Source organism: Nonomuraea candida (assembly GCF_000725485.1).
Classification (GTDB): Bacteria; Actinomycetota; Actinomycetes; order Streptosporangiales; family Streptosporangiaceae; genus Nonomuraea; species Nonomuraea candida.
Window position 1 is genome coordinate 110,546 of sequence record NZ_JOAG01000005.1, and the last position, 20,452, is coordinate 130,997.

General features: G+C 72.1%; 20 protein-coding genes. 10 read left to right on the forward strand and 10 right to left on the reverse strand.

What is annotated here, in order from left to right:
- Positions 1 to 789: 789 nt before the first annotated feature.
- The 4 genes from IO39_RS04175 to IO39_RS04190 form a co-directional block, all read right to left on the reverse strand.
- Positions 790 to 2,175 carry an MFS transporter gene (locus tag IO39_RS04175; protein ID WP_245641802.1) on the reverse strand — a complete coding sequence of 462 codons (1,386 nt, stop codon included), beginning with the start codon at positions 2,173 to 2,175 and terminating at the stop codon, positions 790 to 792.
- Between the two features lie 26 nt (positions 2,176 to 2,201).
- Positions 2,202 to 2,936 carry a zinc metalloprotease gene (locus IO39_RS04180; protein WP_052422428.1) on the reverse strand — a complete coding sequence of 245 codons (735 nt, stop codon included), beginning with the start codon at positions 2,934 to 2,936 and terminating at the stop codon, positions 2,202 to 2,204.
- 375 nt (positions 2,937 to 3,311) lie between these two features.
- Positions 3,312 to 3,569, reverse strand: coding sequence for a DUF3039 domain-containing protein (locus tag IO39_RS04185; protein ID WP_043616197.1), 258 nt, complete (start codon positions 3,567 to 3,569; stop codon positions 3,312 to 3,314).
- Positions 3,570 to 3,662: 93 nt separating this feature from the next.
- Positions 3,663 to 5,258 carry a DHA2 family efflux MFS transporter permease subunit gene (locus IO39_RS04190; RefSeq protein WP_043616200.1) on the reverse strand — a complete coding sequence of 532 codons (1,596 nt, stop codon included), beginning with the start codon at positions 5,256 to 5,258 and terminating at the stop codon, positions 3,663 to 3,665.
- A gap of 149 nt (positions 5,259 to 5,407) precedes the next feature.
- On the opposite strand from IO39_RS04190, the gene IO39_RS04195 reads away from it, so the two are divergent.
- Entirely contained in the window at positions 5,408 to 6,031 is a 624-nt protein-coding gene (locus IO39_RS04195; RefSeq protein ID WP_063765208.1) for a TetR/AcrR family transcriptional regulator, read from the forward strand.
- A gap of 182 nt (positions 6,032 to 6,213) precedes the next feature.
- Here the strand turns inward: IO39_RS04195 and IO39_RS04200 are convergent, their stop codons facing one another.
- Entirely contained in the window at positions 6,214 to 6,792 is a 579-nt protein-coding gene (locus IO39_RS04200; protein ID WP_043616202.1) for a YqgE/AlgH family protein, read from the reverse strand.
- A 111-nt stretch (positions 6,793 to 6,903) separates the two neighbouring features.
- Between IO39_RS04200 and IO39_RS04205 the strand changes: the two genes are divergently transcribed.
- Positions 6,904 to 7,419: a hypothetical protein gene (locus IO39_RS04205; RefSeq protein ID WP_043616205.1), complete on the forward strand. Its 516-nt coding sequence runs from the start codon at positions 6,904 to 6,906 to the stop codon at positions 7,417 to 7,419.
- 9 nt (positions 7,420 to 7,428) lie between these two features.
- On the opposite strand, the gene IO39_RS04210 is transcribed toward IO39_RS04205, so the two are convergent.
- On the reverse strand, positions 7,429 to 8,115 hold the full coding sequence (locus IO39_RS04210; protein ID WP_084772232.1) for a TetR/AcrR family transcriptional regulator: 687 nt from the start codon (positions 8,113 to 8,115) through the stop codon (positions 7,429 to 7,431).
- Positions 8,116 to 8,207: 92 nt separating this feature from the next.
- Between IO39_RS04210 and IO39_RS04215 the strand changes: the two genes are divergently transcribed.
- From IO39_RS04215 to IO39_RS58750, 4 genes are all read left to right on the forward strand, one after another.
- Positions 8,208 to 8,984: an IclR family transcriptional regulator gene (locus IO39_RS04215; protein WP_043616208.1), complete on the forward strand. Its 777-nt coding sequence runs from the start codon at positions 8,208 to 8,210 to the stop codon at positions 8,982 to 8,984.
- A 76-nt stretch (positions 8,985 to 9,060) separates the two neighbouring features.
- Positions 9,061 to 10,539: a glycerol kinase GlpK gene (glpK, locus tag IO39_RS04220; protein ID WP_043616210.1), complete on the forward strand. Its 1,479-nt coding sequence runs from the start codon at positions 9,061 to 9,063 to the stop codon at positions 10,537 to 10,539.
- Between the two features lie 5 nt (positions 10,540 to 10,544).
- Positions 10,545 to 12,095, forward strand: a complete 1,551-nt coding sequence (locus IO39_RS04225) for a glycerol-3-phosphate dehydrogenase/oxidase (RefSeq protein WP_063765217.1) — start codon at positions 10,545 to 10,547, stop codon at positions 12,093 to 12,095.
- Between the two features lie 47 nt (positions 12,096 to 12,142).
- On the forward strand, positions 12,143 to 12,646 hold the full coding sequence (locus tag IO39_RS58750) for a sugar phosphate isomerase family (RefSeq protein WP_043616735.1): 504 nt from the start codon (positions 12,143 to 12,145) through the stop codon (positions 12,644 to 12,646).
- A gap of 349 nt (positions 12,647 to 12,995) precedes the next feature.
- Here IO39_RS58750 and IO39_RS04235 read toward each other — a convergent pair whose 3' ends face one another.
- From IO39_RS04235 to IO39_RS04250, 4 genes are read right to left on the reverse strand one after another with little or no spacing between them, the layout of a single operon-like run.
- Entirely contained in the window at positions 12,996 to 14,405 is a 1,410-nt protein-coding gene (locus IO39_RS04235; protein WP_043616216.1) for an NAD-dependent malic enzyme, read from the reverse strand.
- 56 nt (positions 14,406 to 14,461) lie between these two features.
- Entirely contained in the window at positions 14,462 to 15,091 is a 630-nt protein-coding gene (locus tag IO39_RS04240; RefSeq protein ID WP_043616219.1) for a cytidylate kinase-like family protein, read from the reverse strand.
- 9 nt (positions 15,092 to 15,100) lie between these two features.
- On the reverse strand, positions 15,101 to 16,042 hold the full coding sequence (locus IO39_RS04245) for a tetratricopeptide repeat protein (RefSeq protein ID WP_043616222.1): 942 nt from the start codon (positions 16,040 to 16,042) through the stop codon (positions 15,101 to 15,103).
- Positions 16,026 to 16,577: a MarR family winged helix-turn-helix transcriptional regulator gene (locus tag IO39_RS04250; RefSeq protein WP_043616225.1), complete on the reverse strand. Its 552-nt coding sequence runs from the start codon at positions 16,575 to 16,577 to the stop codon at positions 16,026 to 16,028. The genes IO39_RS04245 and IO39_RS04250 overlap by 17 nt, the downstream gene beginning before the upstream one ends.
- Before the next feature lie 233 nt (positions 16,578 to 16,810).
- Here IO39_RS04250 and IO39_RS04255 point away from each other — a divergent pair, with 233 nt between their 5' ends.
- The 4 genes from IO39_RS04255 (at position 16,811) to IO39_RS04265 (ending at position 20,406) form a co-directional block, all read left to right on the forward strand.
- On the forward strand, positions 16,811 to 18,634 hold the full coding sequence (locus IO39_RS04255) for a hypothetical protein (RefSeq protein WP_052422430.1): 1,824 nt from the start codon (positions 16,811 to 16,813) through the stop codon (positions 18,632 to 18,634).
- Between the two features lie 28 nt (positions 18,635 to 18,662).
- Entirely contained in the window at positions 18,663 to 19,334 is a 672-nt protein-coding gene (locus IO39_RS04260) for a DUF4230 domain-containing protein (RefSeq protein ID WP_043616228.1), read from the forward strand.
- A gap of 232 nt (positions 19,335 to 19,566) precedes the next feature.
- Positions 19,567 to 19,719 carry a hypothetical protein gene (locus tag IO39_RS55885; RefSeq protein ID WP_169789020.1) on the forward strand — a complete coding sequence of 51 codons (153 nt, stop codon included), beginning with the start codon at positions 19,567 to 19,569 and terminating at the stop codon, positions 19,717 to 19,719.
- Between the two features lie 300 nt (positions 19,720 to 20,019).
- Entirely contained in the window at positions 20,020 to 20,406 is a 387-nt protein-coding gene (locus tag IO39_RS04265; protein ID WP_043616231.1) for a hypothetical protein, read from the forward strand.
- Positions 20,407 to 20,452 lie beyond the last annotated feature (46 nt).

Below are 20,452 nucleotides of genomic sequence, written 5' to 3' on the forward strand. Positions count from 1 at the left end.
CCGCTCCCCGGCCGGCCGGGCTCCCCCGGCGTTCCCGCGCCCCCGTCGATCGCGTACGGCCGAGCGCGCCGCCCCCGCCGGGGCCCGGGAGGCGACTCGGGCGAACGCCCCCGGCCGGGCTCGGCAGGCCGCCCCGCCGAGTGCCCCCAGCCGGGCTCGGGCGCCGGCTCCTGGGCGTGCCCCCAGCCGGGGTCAGGGGGTGGCTCGGGAGCACCTCGTCCCCGCCCGGACTCGGGAGGCGGCGCGGGAGAGCGTCCCCAGCCGGGCTCGGGAGGCGGCTCAGGAGATCGGCCCCAGTCTGGTCCGGAGGGCGGCTCAGGAGATCGGCCCCAGCCGGGCTCCGGTGCGCCGCCCCGGCCGGGCTCGGAAGGCCGGCCCCGGCCGAGTCCGGCAGGGCGTCGCGGGGCGAGCCCGGACGGGCGTCGCCGGCCGGGCTCGGGAGGAAGGTCCGGGCCGGGCCCGGGAAGGCGCTGCGGGCCGGGCCCGGGAAGGCGCTGCGGGCCGGGCCCGGGAAGGCGTTGCGGGCCGGGGTCCGGAGGGCGTCGGGGGCCGGGCTCGGGAGGGTGATCGTCGCCGGGCCGGGGAGGGCGCTCTCGCCGTCCCCGTGGCGGCTCCTCGTCACGGGGCGCGGGCCCCGGGTCCTGCGGAGGAGTACGGCGACGCCCCGGCCCCGGCTCAGGGGGCCAGACACGGTGATCACCCTCCATGGCACCTCCCTGCCCGCTGTCCTATCACTCCCCGCGACAGGGATCAGCAGAACAGTGACCGCTGTGACGGGAGGGACGGAATTCAGCGGGTGCGTACGGCGAGCAGCGCCGCGCTCAGCGCGATGGCCGCCATCAGAGCCGAGATGACCAGGAACCCGGTGGCGATCTGGCCGGAGGAGTGGCCGATCACGTTCACCAGCGCGCCGCCGAACCCGATCGTCAGCGCCGAGCCGAGCTGGTCGGACACCGACAGGGCCGCCGAGTTCGCGCCCTGCTCGTGCACCGGCGACTGCCGCATGGCCGTGACGCTGACCGTGGTCATGCCGAAGCCCATGCCGAACCCGGCCAGGATCCACGCCGGCACCGCGATCCACCCGCTCACCCCGGGCAGGACGCACAGCAGGCAGGCCACGATCGCGACGGTGAGGAGGCCGGCGCTCAGCCGGATCCTCTTGTACGGCTCGCCGGTCCGCCTGCTCTGCAGCCACGACCCCGCCGACCAGCCCAGCGCCCCGGTCGTCAGCGCGATCCCCGACGCCGTGGTGTCGAAGTGCTTGACCTCCTGCAGCGCCAGCGGGATGTAGGCGTTGACGCCGAAGAAGGCGGCGGAGAAGAAGCCGCGCATCAGCACGGTCGTGGGCAGCCCGCGGCTGAACCGCAGCGCCCCCGGGGGCAGCAGCCGGTACAGGCCGTAGCCGAGCAGGGCCAGCCCGGCCACCGTCTCGGCGGCGGCCGGCAGGGCGTTGGTGTGCAGCCGGTCCACGCCGTGCAGCAGCAGCCCGGCCCCGCCGGCGGTCGCGGTGGCGGCCAGCGTCATCGCGACCGGCTTGGACCGGGCTCCGGTCCCCGGCCTGACCTCGCCGGAGGCGCCCATCCGCAGCGCCGGCACGAGCATCACCAGCGCGGGCACGACCAGCGGCACGATGCCGTAGAAGACGTAACGCCACCCCCACTGGCTCCCGACGAACCCGGCCACGGACGGGCCCACCATGGCGGGCACGACCCAGGCGGCCGAGATGGCGGCGAACGCCTTGGGGCGCACCTCCACGGCGTAGACGCGGGCGATCATGACGTACAGCGCCACGATGGCCGCGCCGCCGCCCAGGCCCTGCACCGCCCGGGCCACCAGGAACATCTCCGAGGATGACGCCGCCCCGGCCAGCGCCATGCCCGCCGCGAACAGCACCACCCCGGACATGAACGGCACCGGGTAGCCGCGGCGGTCCGACCAGAGCCCGGCGACCACGTTCATGAACAGGCTGGCGATGAGGAAGGCGGAGAAGCTGAGCCCGTACAGGCCGAGCGCGTCGAGGTCCTTGGAGATGTCGGGCATGACGACACCGACCGACATTCCCTCGAAGGCGATCAGCGTGACCACCAGCAGCATGCCTAACGTGGCCGTGCGGTACTCGGGGCCGAAGATGCCGGTGGAGCGGTGGGGAGCGTCGAGTGCCTTTGGTGCTGTCACCAGCACATCGTAGTTTGCCGGAAATGTCAGGCAGCGGGGGTGGTGCGGTAGGCCGCCCACATCTGGTGCATGCGCTCCGCCTGCCCCTGGGTGAACTCCCACATGCACCGGTCGTGGGCGTAGTCCATGTAGTTGTGCGCGGGGTCCTTGCCCGGCCGGTCGGCGCAGGTGTCCTTGTCCTGCGGGCACGCCTCGGTGGGCTTGGCCTCGGGCGGGGTGTCGGCGATGCCGTCGCCGGGCTCCGCGCAGCCGTTCTCGAACGTGTGGAACAGGCCGAGCCAGTGGCCGATCTCGTGCACGCCGGTGAAGCCCCGGTTGTAGTTGCTCATCGCCCCGCCGGGCAGGCTGCGCCAGTCGATGACGACGCCGTCGAGCACCGGGGCGCCCTCGTACCAGTAGGGGTAGCCGGCGAAGCCCAGCATGAGCTCGCTGAGCTGGGCGATGTAGAGGTTGAGCGTGTCGGCGCCGCCCTGGTGCAGGGCGGCCTTCATGGCCTGCTCGTGCCGGACCGGGTCGGCGAACCAGGCGGGCTCCTGCCGGACCGAGATGCCGTCGAGGCGGAAGCGCACGCCGGTGTCGATGCCGCCGTACGCGCCGGCGTACGCGGCGTTGAGCACGTCGATCTGGGCCCTGACCTCCTGGTCGGAGACCTCGCGGCCGGGGCCGCGGGTGATGACGTGGACGCGGGTGGGCACGGTGATCCGGCTGGGCGGCGTCACGCCGGCGAGCCGCTCGCGCAGCTCGGCCATCACCTTGGCCACGTCCTCCGGCTTCGGCGACCGCGGCCTCGGCGCCCGCGCCCCACGACCGTCAGGATCGGCCCCCCGCACGCCATGACGGTGAGAGACCGCATGACCGTGAGAAACCCCCTGGCCGTAAACCCCCTGGCCGTGAGAAACCCCCTGGCCGTGAGAGGCCCCCTGGCCGTCCGGAGCCGGGGCCCGCACGCCGTGATGGCGGGCGCAACCGGTCGTACGGGCGGCCGCGGGGTGGAGCGGCGGCAGGAGGGAGGCCGCGAGCAGGCATGCCAACGAGACAGCGGTCGCACGCCCGGCCATGCAATCCCCCCGATGCGGTTCGAGCTGGTCTGGCTACAGACCGTAACTCCCCGCGGCGGGATTACCGCTCAGCAACACTCACTGCTTGTCGCCGTCACCGTCGCCGCCCTGGGGCAGCCCCTCGTAGATCTCCTTGCACTCCGGGCAGACCGGGTATTTCTTGGGATCGCGGCTGGGCACCCAGACCTTGCCGCACAGGGCACGGATGGGCGTGCCGGTCACCATGCTCTCGGTGATCTTGTGCTTGTCCGCGTAGTGGGCGAACCGCTCGTGATCGCCGTCGCCGTGCGACGTCCGCGGAGTGGTCTCCTGCTCAGGGAGGATCTTCGTGCTCACCCCACCGAGTTTATGCCCGGCCGGGACCGCGTCCCCACACAACCGTACGGCCCCCGCCCTGGTGAGCGGAGGCCGCATGGGGAACGTGCCGGGTCAGCCGACGTGGACCGGCGCGCCCTCGGTCTTCCTGCCGGCCTTGACGAACAGCGTCAGCGCGGCGGTCAGCACCGCGATGCAGGTGCTCACCAGGAAGGCCAGGTGCATGCCGTCCATGAACGACAGGTGCACGGCGTTGCCGATCTGCTCGGACAGCCCGGGAGGCGCGGTGCCGAAGGCGGCGGCCTTCTCCAGGGCCACGAGCTGCTCGGGCGGGATCGACGCGGCCGCCGGGCCGAGGTAGCCGCCCAGCGTGTCGGAGATCTCGCCGGCCATCACGGCGCCCAGGATCGCGGTGCCGAGCGCGCCGCCGACCTGCATCGCCGACTGCTGCAGGCCACCGGCGACGCCGCTGAGCTGAACGGGCGCGTTGCCCACGATGATCTCCGTGGCGCCCACGAAGACCGGCGAGAGGCCGAAGGCCAGCAGCACGAACGGGATGCCGCTCTCGATGAACGAGGCGTCGATGCTGAGCCGGGACATGAGGAACATCGCCAGCGCGGTGACCAGCAGGCCGGACGCCATCGTGATCTTCGGCCCGAACCGGCCGAGCGCCATGCCCGCCAGCGGCGAGGCGACGATCATGCCGGCGCTCATCGGCAGCATGCGCAGACCGGCCTCCAGCGGCGACAGCCCGTGCACGCCCTGGAAGAAGAAGCCCAGGAAGAACATCGCGCCGAACATCGCGAACGCGACCATCATCATCAGGAAGGTGCCGATGGAGATGGACGGGTTGGCGAACAGCGACAGCGGCACCAGCGGCTGCTTGGCCCTGCTCTGCCAGAACACGAACGCCCCGATGAGCACCACGAACACGGCGATGAAGGTCAGCGTCGTGCTGTCGCCCCAGCCCCACTCGGGCGCCTTGATGATGGTCCAGACGAGCGAGAACATCGCGCCGGACAGCAGCACCACGCCGAGCCAGTCGATGCGCGCCAGCGTCTGCGAGCGGTTCTCCTTGATCAGCAGAATGCCCATGATCAGCGCCACGACGCCGACGGGGGCGTTGATGAAGAAGACCGACTCCCAGCTGACCTTCTCCACCAGCACGCCGCCCACGATCGGGCCGGCGGCGCTGGACAGGCCGATGATCGCGCCCCAGGCGCCCATCGCCTGGTTCAGCTTCTCACCGGGGAAGGCCGCGCGCAGCAGCGCCAGGGCGGCCGGCTGCAGCAGCGCGCCGAACAGGCCCTGCAGCACCCGCAGCCCGATCAGCGCGCCGACCGGCGTGACGCCGGGAATGATCTCGGCGAGTTCGGCGCTGAGACCGATGCCCACCGACGAGATCGCGAAGCCCGCCACACCGATCAGAAAGACCCGCTTGTGCCCGAACAGGTCACCGAGCTTGCCGGCGGTGATCAGAAAGACCGCCAGCGCCAGCAGGTAGCCGCTGGTCACCCACTGCAGGTCGGAAAGTGAAGCCTTCAGGTCGGCCTGGATGACCGGGTTGGCGATGCCGACGACCGTGCCGTCCAGCATCACCATGATCACACCAAGGCTGACAGCCAGCAGCACGAGCCACGGGTTGCCCCCCGTCCCCCGCTCCACAGGGCCGGACGGAGGCGGCGCGTCGACCGCCTTCGCGTGAGCCATGTAAGTCCCCCTATTACACGTACCGCCCCGCACCGGGGCATGGATCTCGTAAGCCTCGGTAGGCTATGACAGTCGACGACAGATGACAAACGACTTTTATTCGTCGCCTTATGACTTATGGCACACTGTGACAGAAAGGTTTCGAGGAAGTGACCACAGTGGGTCTGAGGGAACGCAAGAAGGAGAAGACGCGTCTGGCGATCCTGGACGCGGCGCTCGACCTATTCCTCGAACAAGGATACGAGTCGACGACGATCGAGCAGATAGCGGGGGCGGTCGAGATCTCGCCGCGCACCTTCTTCCGCTACTACACGGGCAAGGACCACGTGGCCCTGTGGTTCCACGACCACGGTGAGCAGATCATGCTGGAGACGTTCGCCGGGCGGCCGGCGGACGAGCCGCCGTTCACCTCCCTCATGCACGCGCTGCGCGCGGTGCTGAACGACGTCGAGGGCGTGACGCCCGAGAACGAGGAGAGGTTCATGAAGCTGCGGCGGCTCATGGAGGAGCATCCGCGCCTGATGGGCCTGTCGATGGCCAGGGGGCGCGCCACCGAGCAGCGCCTGGCCACGGCGGTCGCGGCGCGCCGGGGCGTGGCGGCCGACGACGACCAGCTCACGCACCTGATCGTGGGCTTCGCGATGTCCACCCTGCGGGTCGGCTTCGAGTGCCCGCGCTCCGACGCCACCATCGGCGACGTGCGGCAGCGCATGGCGGAGTGCATCGAACTGGCCGAGGGCTCCCTGCGCCCCGGCTGGGACCTGCGCCGCTGAACCCGCCCGCCACCGTACCCACCGCCGCTGAACCCACCCGCCACTGGACCCACCGCCACCGAACGCCGCCCACCGCCGAGCCCCCGCCCACCGCTGAACCCCGCCCACCGCTGAACCCGCCGGCCCCAAGACCCGCCCGGCCCCGGCCCGGACGGGGCCGGTTGCGCCGGTCCGGCCGGAGGTCAGTTCAGGGTCGGGTCGTCGGGACAGGTGGCCACGAAGGCCAGCTCCCCGCGCTGGCGGCGCAGCACCCGCCGCCAGAGTGAGGCCGGGTCGGCGTGGAAGGTGTCGCCGACCTCCGAGTCGACGACGTACCAGGCCCCTTCGGCTATCTCGCTCTCGAGCTGCCCCGACGTCCAGCCCGCGTATCCCGCGAAGATGCGCATCTGCGCGATCTCCCCTTGCAGGATCTCCGGCGGCGCGTCCAGGTCGACCGTGCCCAGCCGCGCCACGGCGTCGGTGCCCGCGTGCAGCCGGCGCCAGCCGAGCGGCTCCTCGCCGCTGGGCACGGCCGCCAGCGCCAGCGCGCTGTCGGTCTGCACCGGCCCGCCCTCGAAGAGCACAGAGGGCCCCGTGACCAACGGGTCCCACACGGGCAGCACCTGCGTCACGGAGATGTCGCTCGGCCTGTTGAGCACGACGCCCAGGGTGCCGCCGTCGTGGTCGTGTTCGAGGATCAGCACGACGCTACGCCGGAAGTTGGGGTCGTCGAGAAGTGGCGTCGCCACCAGCAACCCGCCGACGTAGATCGCTTCCGCCATACATCCATCATGAGGTACCTGCGGGGGTGCGCGCTCCCCCGGAGTGTCGATGTTACTCTTCGTACACAGATGGGAACTTTAGGTAGCGAAGATCACATTCGGGGGGAGCACATGCGCACCGGGATCCGCCTCGCCCTGGCCGCCCTGCCGCTGGGCGCCGTCCTGCTGTTGTTCCCCGCCGCCGCCGGCGCGTGGCCGGGCCCCGGCGACGACGCCGGAGACCCGTTCACGATGACGGTGGACGACGTGGGGTGCAAGTCCGGCAAGGTGGCCGTCCGGCTGCACAACCAGACCCGCCAGCTGGCCCGCTTCGACCTGAAGGCCGACGGCGTGAGCGTGGCGAGCGGCTCGATCCCGGCCCGCAAGACCATCGAGCGGCACATCCCGGTGGGCAAGGGCAGCGGGGCCGAGATCGAGGCGTACTCGGTCAGCGAGCACGCCCCGGAGACGCTCATCGACTCCAGCCACGTCGAGAACGACTGCCCCTGGGGCCACCGGCACGGCCGCCTCCCCTACACGGGCCCGCCCGCCGACCTCATGGGCAAACTGGCCACGGCGGGCGGCCTCGTGGTGATGGGCGGCATCCTGTGGTGGTACGGCTCCATCTGGCCCCGCTCGACCCCGTGAACCACGTGTTCACCCCTGCCGCTCCGGGTGGGCGCGTACGGCCTTGTGGGCGCGTGGCCGGGCGCGCGGGGCGGGAGCCGGTTCGGCGGCGACGAACGCCCCCGCCCTGGCGGCGGCCAGGGCGCGTGCGACCGATCGTTCGGCGTCCTCCCGCGTCACCGGCTCCCGCGTGACCACCAGCCGGTAGTAGAGCGGCGCGGAGATCGCCCTGATCACCTCACCCCCGTCGGTCCCCCGCGGCAGCTCGCCCCGTTCGACGGCCAGGTCCACCGCCTTGGCCCACTCCTCGATGCGGCGCAGGTAGAAGGTCCGCAGCGCCGCCGCCGCCTGCTCGTCGGCGGTGGCGGCGGCGATCACGGCCTGGAACGTGGCCCCGAGCCGCCCGTCCGTGATCGCGTCGAGCACGGACTGCGCGTTGGCCAGCAGGTCGCCCTCGATGCCGCCCGTGTCGGCGTGCGGGGACGACTGGTTGGCCAGTTCGTTCATGAGGTCGGCCACGAGGCCGGGGGTGCCGCCCCAGCGCCGGTAGACGGTGGTCTTGCCGACGCCGGCCCTGGCCGCGACCTGGTCCATGGTCAGGCCGTGGAAGCCGCGCTCGACCAGCTCGTCCTGAGTGGCCTCGAGCACGGCCGCGCGCACCCTCGCCGTGCGGCCGCCGGGCCGCACGGTTCCCGCCGAGCGGGATGGTTGGTCCATCGAGTCTCCTCGTTGTGGGACATGCCAAGACGCAGACTACCGAAACGTTTGTCCCATTAATGGAGAGCCCTGCACGTGACCCGTGTTCGGCAATGCCGAACTGCGCTAGGGTTCCCGGTGTGGGAGAGACGATTCAATCGGTGGAGCGCGCCGCCGCGATCCTACGGCTGCTCGCCTCCGGCCACCGACAGCTCGGCGTGGCCGAGCTGGCCAGGGCGATGGGCCTGCCCAAGGGCACGCTGCACGGCATCCTGCGCACGCTGGTCCACGTCGGATTCGTCGAGCAGGACCAGGCCACGGGCAAGTACCGGCTCGGGGCCACGCTGCTCCACCTGGGCAGCAGCTACCTCGACGTCAACGAGCTGCGCACCCGCTCCATCAACTGGGCCGACGCGCTGGCCGGCCGCAGCAGGGAGAGCGCCTGGATCGGGACCCTGCACGAGGGCCACGTCCTGGTCATCCACCACGTCTTCCGGCCCGACGACAGCATGCAGACGCTCCAGGTGGGCACCTACCTGCCCACCCACGCCAGCGCGCTGGGCAAGGTCCTGCTCGCCCACGACCCGTACGCCGAGCCGCCCGCCCCTCCCCTGCACCCCCACACCAAGCGCACCCTCGTCGAACCGGCCGCCCTGGAGGCGGAGCTCGACCGGGTCAGGGCGCGCGGCTGGGCGGCCGAGATGGAGGAGCTGACCGAGGGCGAGGTGGCCATCGCGGCGCCCATCAAGGACCGGCGCGGCATCGTGGTCGGCGCCATCGGCATCAGGGGCGCGGTGGAGCGGCTGGCCCCCGGGGAGACGCTCAACATGGAGTTCGTCTCCTACGTACGCGACGCCGCCCGCGCCATCACCCGCGACCTCGCCCGATGACACTTGAACAGCTTCCCGGGGACCACATACCATCGCGTTCGGCATTGCCGAACCACGAGCCCTAGCGAGGAATCCGTTGCCTCGACCGCACTACGTCGCCGCCATCGACCAGGGCACCACGTCCAGCCGGTGCATCGTGTTCGACCAGGCCGGCCACATCATCTCCGTCGCCCAGCGTGAGCACCGCCAGATCTTCCCCAGGCCGGGCTGGGTCGAACACGACGCGGACGAGATCTGGCAGGCCGTACGGGGCGTGCTGGAAGAGGCCGTGAGCGGCGCCGGCATCGAGGACGCCCAGATCGCCGCGCTGGGCATCACCAACCAGCGCGAGACCACCGTGCTGTGGGAGCGCGCCACGGGCCGCCCCGTCTGCCCGGCGGTCGTCTGGCAGGACACCCGCACCGACGCGCTCACCCGGGCGCTGGCCGAGCACGAGGGCCTGTTCAAGGAGAGGGCCGGGCTGCCGCTGGCCACCTACTTCTCCGGGCCCAAGATCCGCTGGCTGCTCGACGCGTACGGCCTGCGCGAGCGGGCCGAGCGCGGCGAGGTGCTGTTCGGCACCATGGACAGCTGGCTGCTGTGGAACCTCACCGGCCGCCACCTCACCGACGTGACCAACGCCAGCCGCACCATGCTCATGAACATCCACACCCTGGCCTGGGACGACGAGCTGCTGGCCGCGCTGGGCGTGCCGCGCGCGATGCTGCCCGAGATCCGCCCCTCGGCCGAGGTCTACGGGCACACCGCCGCCGGCGTGCCGGTGGCGGCGGCGCTGGGCGACCAGCAGGCGGCGCTGTTCGGGCAGACCTGCTTCGCGCCGGGCGAGGTCAAGAGCACCTACGGCTCGGGCAGCTTCCTGCTGATGAACACCGGCCAGGAGCCGGTCGTCTCCAAGCACGGCCTGCTGACCACCGTCGGCTACCGCATCGGCGACGGCCCCGCCACCTACGCGCTGGAGGGCGCCATCGCGGTCACCGGCTCCCTGGTGCAGTGGCTGCGCGACAACCTGGGCCTGATCTCCAGCGCGGCCGAGATCGAGACGCTGGCCAGGACCGTGGACGACAACGGCGGCTGCTACTTCGTCCCGGCGTTCTCGGGGCTGTTCGCGCCACACTGGCGCGCCGACGCGCGCGGGGTGATCGCGGGGCTGACCGGGTTCGTCAACAAGGGGCACATCGCGCGGGCCGTGCTGGAGGCCACGGCGTGGCAGACCCGCGAGGTGGTGGACGCGATGAACGCCGACTCGGGCCTCGACCTGACCACGCTGCGCGCCGACGGCGGCATGACCGCCGACAACCTGCTCATGCAGACGCTCGCCGACGTGCTGGCCGTGCCGGTGATCCGGCCGATGGTGGCCGAGACCACCGCGCTCGGCGCCGCGTACGCCGCCGGGCTGGCCACCGGCTACTGGCCCGACCTCGACAGCCTGCGCGCCAACTGGCACAAGGCGGCCGAATGGCGCCCCGCCATCGACGAGTCCACCCGCGAGCGCGAATACCGTAACTGGAAGAAGGCCGTGGCCCGCACCCTGGGCTGGGTCGAGCAGGAGGGATGACGGTGATGACGACCGCGATCGGCACCGACCGGGCGGAGGTCAGGGAGGAGCTCTCGGCGACCTCCTTCGACCTGCTCGTGATCGGCGGAGGCATCCTGGGCACGTCGGTGACCTGGATGGCCGCCCAGGCGGGCCTGCGGGTGGCGATGGTCGACGCCGGCGACTTCGCCGGGGCCACCTCCAGCGCCTCCTCCAAGCTCGTCCACGGCGGCCTGCGCTACCTGCAGACCGGCAACGTCAAGCTGGTGGCCGAGAACCACCGCGAGCGGCGCGCGCTGGCCGGCGACATCGCGCCTCACCTGGTCAAGCCGCTGACGTTCCTGGTGCCGATCTACAAGGGCGGGCCGCACGGCGCCGCCAAGCTGGGCGCGGGCGTGTTCCTGTATTCGGCGCTGTCGGTGTTCGGCGACGGCATGGGCAAGGTCATCACGCCCCACCAGGCGCTGGCCAAGGTGCCCGCGCTGCGCACCGAGGGGCTGCGGGCCGCCGCCGTCTACGGCGACCACCAGATGAACGACAGCCGCGTCGCGGTCATGACCGTGCGGGCCGCCGTCGACGCGGGCGCGACCGTGCTCAACCACGCCGAGGTCGTCGGGCTGCGCAAGACGGCCGGCAGCGTGACGGGCGCCGAGCTGCGCGACCGGCTCGACGGCGCCGAGTTCGGCGTCTCGGCCCGCCTCGTGCTGAACGCGACCGGCCCGTGGGTCGACCACCTGCGGCGCATGGAGGACCCGGACGCCGCGCCCAGCATCCGGCTGTCCAAGGGCGCCCACCTGGTGCTGCGCCGGCACGAGCCGTGGAAGGCCGCGCTCACCACGCCGATCGACAAATACCGCGTCTCGTTCGCGATCCCGTGGGAGGACCACCTGCTGCTGGGCACCACGGACGAGCCCTACGAGGGCGACCCCGGCCTGGTGAGCCCCACGGAGGCCGACATCGCGCAGATCCTCGACGAGGCGGGCCACTCCGTACGCGACGAGCAGCTCCGGCGCGAGGACATCACCTACGCCTTCGCCGGCCTGCGCGTCCTGCCCGGCGGTCCCGGCCAGGTGACGGCCGCCAAGCGGGAGACGGTGCTGACCAGGGGCTCCGGCGGCATGTTGTCGGTGGCCGGCGGCAAGTGGACCACCTACCGGCACATCGGCAAGCACGTCCTCGACATCCTCGCCCACCTGCCGGGCCGGCCGCTCGGCGACGACCTGGCCGACATCCTGCCCGCCGTGCCGCTGCCCGGCCTGGCCAGCCCCGACGCGGTGGCGCTGCGCCTGTGGACCGACCGCGAGCGGGGCGCGCGCATGGACCCGCTGGTGGCCAGGCACCTGGCCACGCACTACGGCTCGCTCGCGTTCGAGCTGGCGCGGCTCATCCGCGAGGACCCCGCGCTCGGCGAGCGCATCCACCCGGACGGCCCCGACATCTGGGCCCAGGCGATCTACGCGCGCGACCACGAGTGGGCGGCCACGGTGGACGACGTCGTACGCCGCCGCACCACCCTCACCGTACGCGGCCTCGACACGCCCGACGTCCGGGCCGGGATCGCGGCGCTGCTGGGCTGAACCGGCGCGGGAGGTGGCCCCGTGCCCGGCGTGGGCAGGGGGTGGGCATGCGTACTCCCATCAACGAAGCCCTGCTGCGGCACTTCACGGACCTGCGCGACGGCGACCACGGCCAGGCCGTCACGCGGGAGGACAAGGAACGCGTGTTCACCAGGGCCGTCGAGCTGCTCGATCCGGTGGCGCGCCGGGCCCTCGACGAGGCCAACGCCGACCTGCTGCTCGGCACCGGGGAGGTGGTGGCCAGCGGGGTCACCCGCTCGCGCGAGGGCGGGCTCAACGCGATGTGGTCGCTGACCTGGCCGCAGCAGCGCGACGCCGGGGTGCAGCCGATCGCGGTCGTCGCCCACTTCGGCTGCGACTTCCACCATCCGCACCTGCGCGGCAACACGGTCGGCGACTGGCCGCTGAACGTCTTCGACGAGTCGGACGCGGCCGGCCAGCTCGACACCCTCCGGGTGATCGCCGCCGCCGACGCCCACAACCTGGTCTTCCAGGAGAGCTACCGCCTCATGCCCGCCATCACCACCCAGGCCCACCACACACCGGGGTGAGCCCCACGACCACCGCACGGGCCCGGTGGTCCGCCATTCGGACGACCCGCCAGGCCACCATGTGAACGGCCCCCGGGTCACCACGTCAACAGCCCACGGGTCACCACGTCAACAGCCCACGGGTCACCACGTCAACAGCCCACGGGTCACCACGTCGAAGGCCCCCGGGTCAGCGCGTCAGCGGCCCACGGGTCACCGCGTCAACGGCCCACGGGTCACCACGTCGACGGCCGACGTGACGCCGTTACGGCGGCCCGCCCCGTGCGGGTCAGCCGCCGTCTCCCTGGAGGCCCTCAGCCCCGGCCGGCGCTTGGCGTGCCGCCGGCACCGCCGTAACGGAAAAACTCGATCACGCCTCGGTGAAGCCGCGCGCGCGGCCGCCGGCGGATTCGCGGACGGCGGCGGCGACGGCGGTGGCGACGTCCGGGTGGAAGACGCTCGGGATGATGTAGTTGGGCCCCAGCTCCTCCGGCGTGACGACCGCGGCGAGCGCGTTGGCGGCGGCCAGCAGCATCTCCTGCGTCACGCCGCTGGCCTGCGCGTCCAGCAGCCCCCGGAACACGCCGGGGAAGGCCAGCACGTTGTTGATCTGGTTGGGGTAGTCGGAGCGGCCCGTGGCGACCACGGCGGCGTGCTCGCGGGCGTCGTCGGGCGACACCTCCGGCTCGGGGTTGGCCAGCGCGAACACCACCGCGTCCTTGGCCATCGCCGCGATGTCGTCGCCGGTCAGGATGCCGGGCGCGGAGACCCCGACGAAGACGTCGGCGCCCTTGACCGCGCCGCGCAGGTCGCCGGAGTAGCCCTCGGCGTTGGTGTGGTCGGCGATCCAGCGCAGCGAGTCGTCGAGGTCGTCGCGCCCCTTGTGCACGGCGCCCAGGTAGTCGCAGACGACGACGTTGCGCGCCCCGGCCGCCAGCAGCAGCCGCAGCACGGCGTTGCCCGCCGCGCCCGCGCCCGCCATGGTGATCTTGACGTTCTCGATGTTCTTGTTCACCACCCGCAGCGCGTTGGTGAGCGCCGCCAGCACGCAGATCGCGGTGCCGTGCTGGTCGTCGTGGAAGACCGGGATGTCGAGCAGCTCGCGCAGCCGGCGCTCCACCTCGAAGCAGCGCGGCGCGCCGATGTCCTCCAGGTTGATGCCGCCGAAGCCGGGGGCGATCACCTGCACGGTGCGCACGATCTCGTCGACGTCCTGGGTGTCGAGGCAGATCGGCCAGGCGTCGATGCCGGCGAACCGTTTGAACAGCGCCGCCTTGCCCTCCATGACCGGCAGCGCCGCCTCCGGCCCGATGTTGCCCAGCCCGAGCACGGCCGAGCCGTCGGTGACGACGGCCACCGTGTTGCGCTTGATGGTCAGGCGGCGCGCGTCTTCCTTGTTGCGCGCGATGGCCATCGACACGCGCGCCACGCCCGGCGTGTAGGCCATGGACAGCTCGTCGCGGTTGCGCAGCGGCACCTTGGACTTCATCTCGATCTTGCCGCCGAGATGCATGAGGAACGTCCGGTCGGACACCTTGTGGATGACGACGCCCTCGACCGCCTCGAGCTGGTCGACGATGGCCTGCGCGTGGTCGGTGTCCCTGGCCGCGCAGGTCACGTCGATGCGGAGCTTCTCATGCCCCGCGTTGGTGACGTCGAGGGCGGTCACGACGCCCCCGGCCGACTCTACGGCGTGGGTGAGCTGGCTGACGGCCTTGCCGCCGGCGGGCACCTCAAGCCGCACGGTGATGGAGTACGACACACTCGGGACGGTCGCCACGTCAATCGCTCCTTCGGGACTGACCAAGAATCCCTCCCATGTTAGGGGGCGATTGGTCAATCCAGTGCCTCAGCGGCCAGGACGATCAGCTCGACGCAGGCGGGCACGGGGATGCTGGTGCTGTCGAGGACCAGATGATATTGACCGGGATCCGCCGGATCGACCCGGTAGAAGTGGCGCACGTAGGCGGATCTGGCCCGGTCGTTGTCCTCGATGACGCGGCGCGCCTCGCGCTCGCCGAGCTCTCCCAGCGTGGCCGTCTGCCGGATCCTGCGCTGGATCGGGGCGTCGAGCCTGACGTGCAGCGCGCCGGGGTGGTCGGCCAGGACCACCGCCCCCGCCCGGCCCAGGAACACCCCGCCCCGCCGCCGGGCCGTCTCGGTGAGCAGGCGCTCGGTGTGGCGTACGAACTCCTCGGGGGCGTGCGGCATCACCCCCGGGACGTACATGTCGACGCCACCGAACGTGACGGTCGGCAGCCGCACCGCCCCGGAGAACAGCCGGCTGAGCCCGCGCTCGGCCCGGTCGTCGTGGGCCAGCGCCTCCTCCAGCGAGCAGCCCAGCTCCTCGGCCACGGCGCTGGGGATGGCGCGGTCGACGAAGGGCACGCCGAGCCGCTCGGCCACGGCCGGGCCGATCTGATGGCCGGCCGTGCCGTATGTCGCGGAAATCGTGACGACCCGCATGCCCCCAGGCTAGAACAGCGCGCTGGCCAATGCCCTGCGCGCCTTCACCAAGGATGGGTCGTCGGCGGGCAATGCCTCGAACAACCCGAGCAGGTGCTTCCTGGCCCGGTCGCGCTCGTCGCCCGAGGTGCGCTTGACCACGGCGATGATGCGGTCGAACGCCTCGTCGACGGAGCCGGAGAGCATCTCCAGGTCGGCGGCGAGGAGCTGGGCGTCGATGTCGGCCGGGTCCTGCATGCGCCGCTGCACGTCGGCGGGATCGGCGTCGGCCGTGCGCTTGATCAGGTTGACGCCGGCCAGCCCCATCTTGGCGTCCTCGTTGCCCGGCGCGCGGGCCAGCAGCCGCTGGTAGGCCGCGATCGCCGCGTCGAGGTCACCGCTCTCGATGGCCTGCTCGGCCGCGACCATGTCGGGGTCGGCGGGCGGGCCCTCGGGAGCCTCCTGGCCGCCCTCCGCCGCCTCCGGCGGCCGGGCGCCGGGGTTGGCCTGGTAGAACTGCTCGACCGCGCCCATCAGCTCGTCGAGCCAGCGCCGCACCTCCTGCTCGGGCAGCACCTGCTGGAAGCCGGTGACGGCCTGGCCCTGGAAGATCGCCAGCACGGTCGGCACGGCCTGCACGCGCAGCGCCTGGGCGATCTGCGGGCTGGCGTCCACGTTGACCTTGGCCAGGACGGCCCGGCCGCCCAGGTCGCCGAGCACCTTCTCCAGCACCGGGCTGAGCTGGGCGCTGCCCGGCGCCCTCGGCGACCAGAGGTCGAGGATGACCGGCACGGTCATGGACCGCTCGATGACGTCGGTCGTGAACGTCTCCTCGGTCACGTCGACGATCGAGGCCGACGAGGCCGCCTGGGGACCTGCCGCCTCCCGCCGGGCCTGCGCCTCCAGTGCCTGCTTGCGCGCGCCCAGGTCGATCGCTCCGTAGAGGGACCCGGGCCTAGAGAAGTCCGCCATGCCCTTCATCTTGCCGCATCGACGAGGCCGGGAAGTCACCAGCCGCCACCCGGAGCGTGCGCAACTGGTCGAACATGCGGTGGAGTTCGTCCTCGGCGTACATCGCCAGGCCGAACTCGGCGGCCATCAGGTCGCCGGTGGCCCGCCGCACGACGTCCCTGCCCGGCTCGGTGATCTCGGCCAGCACGCCGCGGCCGTCGCGGGGATTGGGCAGCCGGCGGACGAACCCGGACTTCTCCAGCCTGTCCACCGTGTTCGTGACGCTGGTGGGATGAACCATGAGCCGTTCCCCGATCTTGGACAGCGGCAGCGCGCCCGTCTTGCTGAAGGTCAACAGGACCAAAGCCTCGTATCTGGCGAAGGTCAAGTCGTATGGCTTCAGGAGCGAGTCAAGTTGCGACAGCAGGATCTGATGCGCTCTCATGATCGAGGTAACGGCGGCCATGGCAGCGGACGGCCCGAAGTGGGCGCGCCAGCTCTCCGCGGCGCGGTCGATCGGATCGAACGGCAGGTTGAGCGGCTTCGGCTGCGACACAGCGCTACGGTAGCGCGCCCCTCGTCCCGGTTCGTCTGGTCACTCTCAGCGACAGACTTCTTTGCTTGACCAAGAATCCGGACATCAATCATCACGCTCAGTTATGGTTCTCGTACGAATGGTGACGCGGATGCCAAGTCCGCCGGCGGTGGGGACCGGCCGGGGACTCGACCGGCCTCCGCGTCACCGAGGGGCACGGGGGGTGCGCTTGATGAACTTCAACGGGGAAAAGGGTGCGTGAGCACGCGGGCGTTTCACGAGAGGAGCTGAAGCACAGCGCGGCCGTCACGGTTGCCGTACTGCTGGCTGTCGGCCTGGTCGCGGCGTGGAACGTCCTGATCCCAGGCGTGGACGCGTGGGAGAACATCGTGGCCGCGGTCATCGGCTCGCTCCGGCTGACCGGGCCGGTCGCGGCGGCCTTCGCCGCCTGGGTGGCGCTGCGCAAGCGCCGCGCGCTGCGCGGCCGCTCGCTCACCACCTGGCGGGCGCTCAAGGCGCCGCTGGCGATCGTGGTGGTGGTGCTGGGCTCGTTCGGGGCCACGGTGCTGGTGCTGGCCGTCAAGACGGTGCTCACCGACCAGGCCGGCCGGCTGAGCCTGGCCGGGCTGGCGATGGGCATGGCGGGGCTGGCGCTCTACTCGGTGATCGGGTGGGTGGCCGGCTGGTCGGTGCCCCGTCCCTTCACGCCGCCGCTGGCGGGCCTGGCCTGCTACGGGCTGTTCTCGTGGCTGGCCGACGACCGCGGCTGGGCCGACAAGCTCGCGCCGGGCACCGGGGAGCCGTACGACCTGTTCCAGGGCTACAACGGCGCGCCGTTCTTCGACCAGACGATCTGGCTGCTCGGCATCACGGCGGCGCTGCTGCTCGGCTGGGCGGCGCTGGTCACCAGGCAGGCCCTGGTGCTGGCGTGCGCGCTGCTGTCGGTGCTGGCCGCGGGGATGGGCGTGTCGCGGGTGCTGGCGCAGCCGAAGCCGGCCGCGGCCGTGGACATCGCCTACGCCTGCCAGGAGTGGCCGATCACGGTGTGCGTGCATCCCGGGATGCGGGCGGGGCTGACCGAGCTGGGGGCGGCGTTCACGCAGATCGCCTCCCGGCTGGCGGGCACGCCGGCCGCGTTCACGCGGGTGGAGCAGCGGCCGCTGGACGACCCGCTGAAGCCCTCGTACGGGCTGGCGCCGGTGCACCTGCCCGACCTGTCGGCAGGGTTCGCCGAGGAGGCGGCGCACGAATACGTCGAGGCGCTGGCCCCCAGGTGCCAGAGCCCGGTCGCCGAGGGCTACCGGCAGATGGTGGTGGCCTGGCTGCGCGCCGAGCCGCTGCCGGGCACGCCGCTGCCCGAGCACCAGTACGTGACGTCGTGGTTCGCCTCCTGGAGCGAGCAGCAGCGGATGGAGTGGCTGCGCATGTTCTACGGCGACTTCCAGGGCTGCCGGCTGTCGAGCACGCACTTCGGCATCTCCCCCGGCCAGGCCCAGCCGCCCGCGCAGCCGCCGGTGCGGCCGAGCCCGGAGTCGAGCCACGTCTACCCGGTCTACCCGGGGCCCAGCGGCACCGCGACGGCCGAGTCCAGGCCGAACACCCCGGGCACGGGTTCCCCCACCGGCACGAGCACCGGCACGGACGCGGAGACGGACAGTGAGACGGACGCGGGCACGGTGTCCACCCCCGTCTCCGGCTCCGTGCCGCGCACGGACGCCACGCGCGGCGTGGGCTCCGCCCGTTCCGCGCGGGGCGCCGGCTCCGCGCGGATCTCGGGGGCGGGGGCGGTGCGGGGAGCGGGCGGCGCCGGCTCTCCCGAGGTTTCCCCCGCGCACTGGGTCCCGGCCGCTCCGCCGTCCGCCCGCCGGGCCGCCGAGGCGGCGATCCTGAGCCTGCCGCTGCTCGGGTCCGCGCCCGCCGCGGACCAGACCGGCCACCCGGACCACGCCGCCCCCGCCGACCCCTCCGGCCAGCGGGAGCACGCGCGCCCGGTGGCGGCCATGCCCGTCTCGTACGGGCGTCCCGCCGCGCCGGACGGCGGCTGGGGACCGAAGATGTCACCAAAGGGCTGGCGATGATGATCGGTTGGCGGGTAGTCATGCTCGCATGACGACTTCCCGTACGGCGCCGCCCGAGGCGAAACCCGGACGGCGCCGCTGGTGGCGATATGGCGCGGCGCTCCTGGTCCTCGCGGCCCTGCTCGTGGTGGGCGGGCGCCTGGCCTGGTCCTGGATCGACCCGTTCGGCGAGCGGAGCATCGACCGCAGCCAGCCGGCGCTGCTGCAGTCCATCAAGGACATGAGCAGGTTCGAGGCCGCGACGGGGAACTTCCAGGTGGTCGTGGACCTGGAGAAGGACGCCAACTTCCTGCCCGACGCGATCAAGGGCACCCGCACGCTCTTCGTCGGGGCCGGCGGCGTGGACGCCTACGTCGACTTCTCCGCCCTGGCGACCAACGGCGTGACGGTCTCGCCCGACCGCACCGAGGCCACGGTACGCCTGCCGCGCGCCCAGCTGGAGAAGCCCAACCTGGACAACAGCCGCTCCTACGTGTTCGCGCAGGAGCGCGGCCTGTTCGACCGGGTGCGTGACTTCCTCTCGGGCTCGCCCGCCGACCAGCGGGAGCTGTATCTCCTGGCCGAGAAGAAGATCAGCGAGGCGGCCGTCGCCAGCGACCTGCGCGCCAGGGCCGACGCCAACACCAAGACGATGCTGTCGGGCATGCTGCGTTCGCTCGGCTTCACGAAGGTCACGGTGAAGTTCACCGACGAGCCCTGACCCCATCCCTGCACCGTCTCCCTGAGGCATCCGCCTGTGCCCTTAGCCCTCCCTCAGCCGTGCCTCAGCGGTCCCTAGGCATCCCTCACCCGCGCCTTAGGCGCCTTGTGCGCCTCCCTAGGCATGTCACTAGCTGCGCTTATGCCGAGAGATAGGGCATACGCCCGATGTGTCGGTGGGGGCCTTAGGACGAATCTTGAGAGTGCAGGGAACGAGCAAAGGGAGCACCCGAATGAACGCCGAACTCGAATACAGCGTCATGCAGTACCACGCCGCCGAGCTGCGGCAGGCCGCCGCCGAGCAGCGGCGCGTCCGCGAGGCCCGCAAGGACCGGCCGTCCGAGCGCCGTCACCGCTCGGTGTTCGCCAGGTTCCTCGCCTCATGACCGCCCACAAGCAGCCCGGCCGCCACCTCCCTCGCGGCCGGGCTGAGATGCCCCCCTAGGGGGGCGACGGCGCCCGAGCCTGAATTCCTGGTCAGGCCGGCGGGCGCGACGTGCGGAGCCCCGGTCCATTCCTGGTCGGACCGGGGCCTCGCGCTGTCCGGACCCCGACGCGTACCCGGCTCCGCATCCGGGAGCCCCGGGAACCGCCAAGACGGACCCCGGCCCGAATCCTCGGGACGTCCTGACACACCGGCCTCACAACGGTTGATGCCGGCCTTGCCACGGACCGATGATGCGAGTATGCGCAAGCACGTGCCGGTGTGGGGCGGGGCCGCGGTCGCGGTGGTGACCGTGGCGGCGTTGATCGTCTACTTCGTCCGAGTGGGACTGGACGAAGCCGACAAGCTGGCTGGCGTGATCGGCCTCTTCGTCGCGATCGCCGGCCTGGGAGTCGCGATCCACGGCCTCCGCGCCAACCCTCCGCAGCCGACCGACGAGCCCACCCGGCAGCCCGGCCCCGAACCCGACGTCTCGGCGTCCGGGCCGCGTTCGGTGGCCATCGGGGGCGACAATTCAGGCGTCATCTCCACGGGTGACGGGACGACCCATATCCAGCTGAACGCCGAGGCGTCGGGGCAGGGACGGATCCACCAAGCCGGCGGCGATCAGACGATCAACGAGAAGTGACGGGGGCGGACGTTCGATCGCCCCGCGAAGCGCCCTATGGGAGCGC

Excerpts from the sequence above, each read along its gene's own strand:
- IO39_RS04190 (WP_043616200.1), bottom strand. The coding sequence starts at position 5,258 with ATGGCTCACGCGAAGGCGGTCGACGCGCCGCCTCCGTCCGGCCCTGTG.
- IO39_RS04200 (WP_043616202.1), bottom strand. The coding sequence starts at position 6,792 with ATGGCGGAAGCGATCTACGTCGGCGGGTTGCTGGTGGCGACGCCACTT.
- IO39_RS04205 (WP_043616205.1), top strand. The coding sequence starts at position 6,904 with ATGCGCACCGGGATCCGCCTCGCCCTGGCCGCCCTGCCGCTGGGCGCC.
- IO39_RS04210 (WP_084772232.1), bottom strand. The coding sequence starts at position 8,115 with ATGGACCAACCATCCCGCTCGGCGGGAACCGTGCGGCCCGGCGGCCGC.
- IO39_RS04215 (WP_043616208.1), top strand. The coding sequence starts at position 8,208 with ATGCCGAACTGCGCTAGGGTTCCCGGTGTGGGAGAGACGATTCAATCG.
- IO39_RS04225 (WP_063765217.1), top strand. The coding sequence starts at position 10,545 with ATGACGACCGCGATCGGCACCGACCGGGCGGAGGTCAGGGAGGAGCTC.
- IO39_RS58750 (WP_043616735.1), top strand. The coding sequence starts at position 12,143 with ATGCGTACTCCCATCAACGAAGCCCTGCTGCGGCACTTCACGGACCTG.
- IO39_RS04240 (WP_043616219.1), bottom strand. The coding sequence starts at position 15,091 with ATGCGGGTCGTCACGATTTCCGCGACATACGGCACGGCCGGCCATCAG.
- IO39_RS04245 (WP_043616222.1), bottom strand. The coding sequence starts at position 16,042 with ATGGCGGACTTCTCTAGGCCCGGGTCCCTCTACGGAGCGATCGACCTG.
- IO39_RS04260 (WP_043616228.1), top strand. The coding sequence starts at position 18,663 with ATGACGACTTCCCGTACGGCGCCGCCCGAGGCGAAACCCGGACGGCGC.
- IO39_RS55885 (WP_169789020.1), top strand. The coding sequence starts at position 19,567 with ATGAACGCCGAACTCGAATACAGCGTCATGCAGTACCACGCCGCCGAG.
- IO39_RS04265 (WP_043616231.1), top strand. The coding sequence starts at position 20,020 with ATGCGCAAGCACGTGCCGGTGTGGGGCGGGGCCGCGGTCGCGGTGGTG.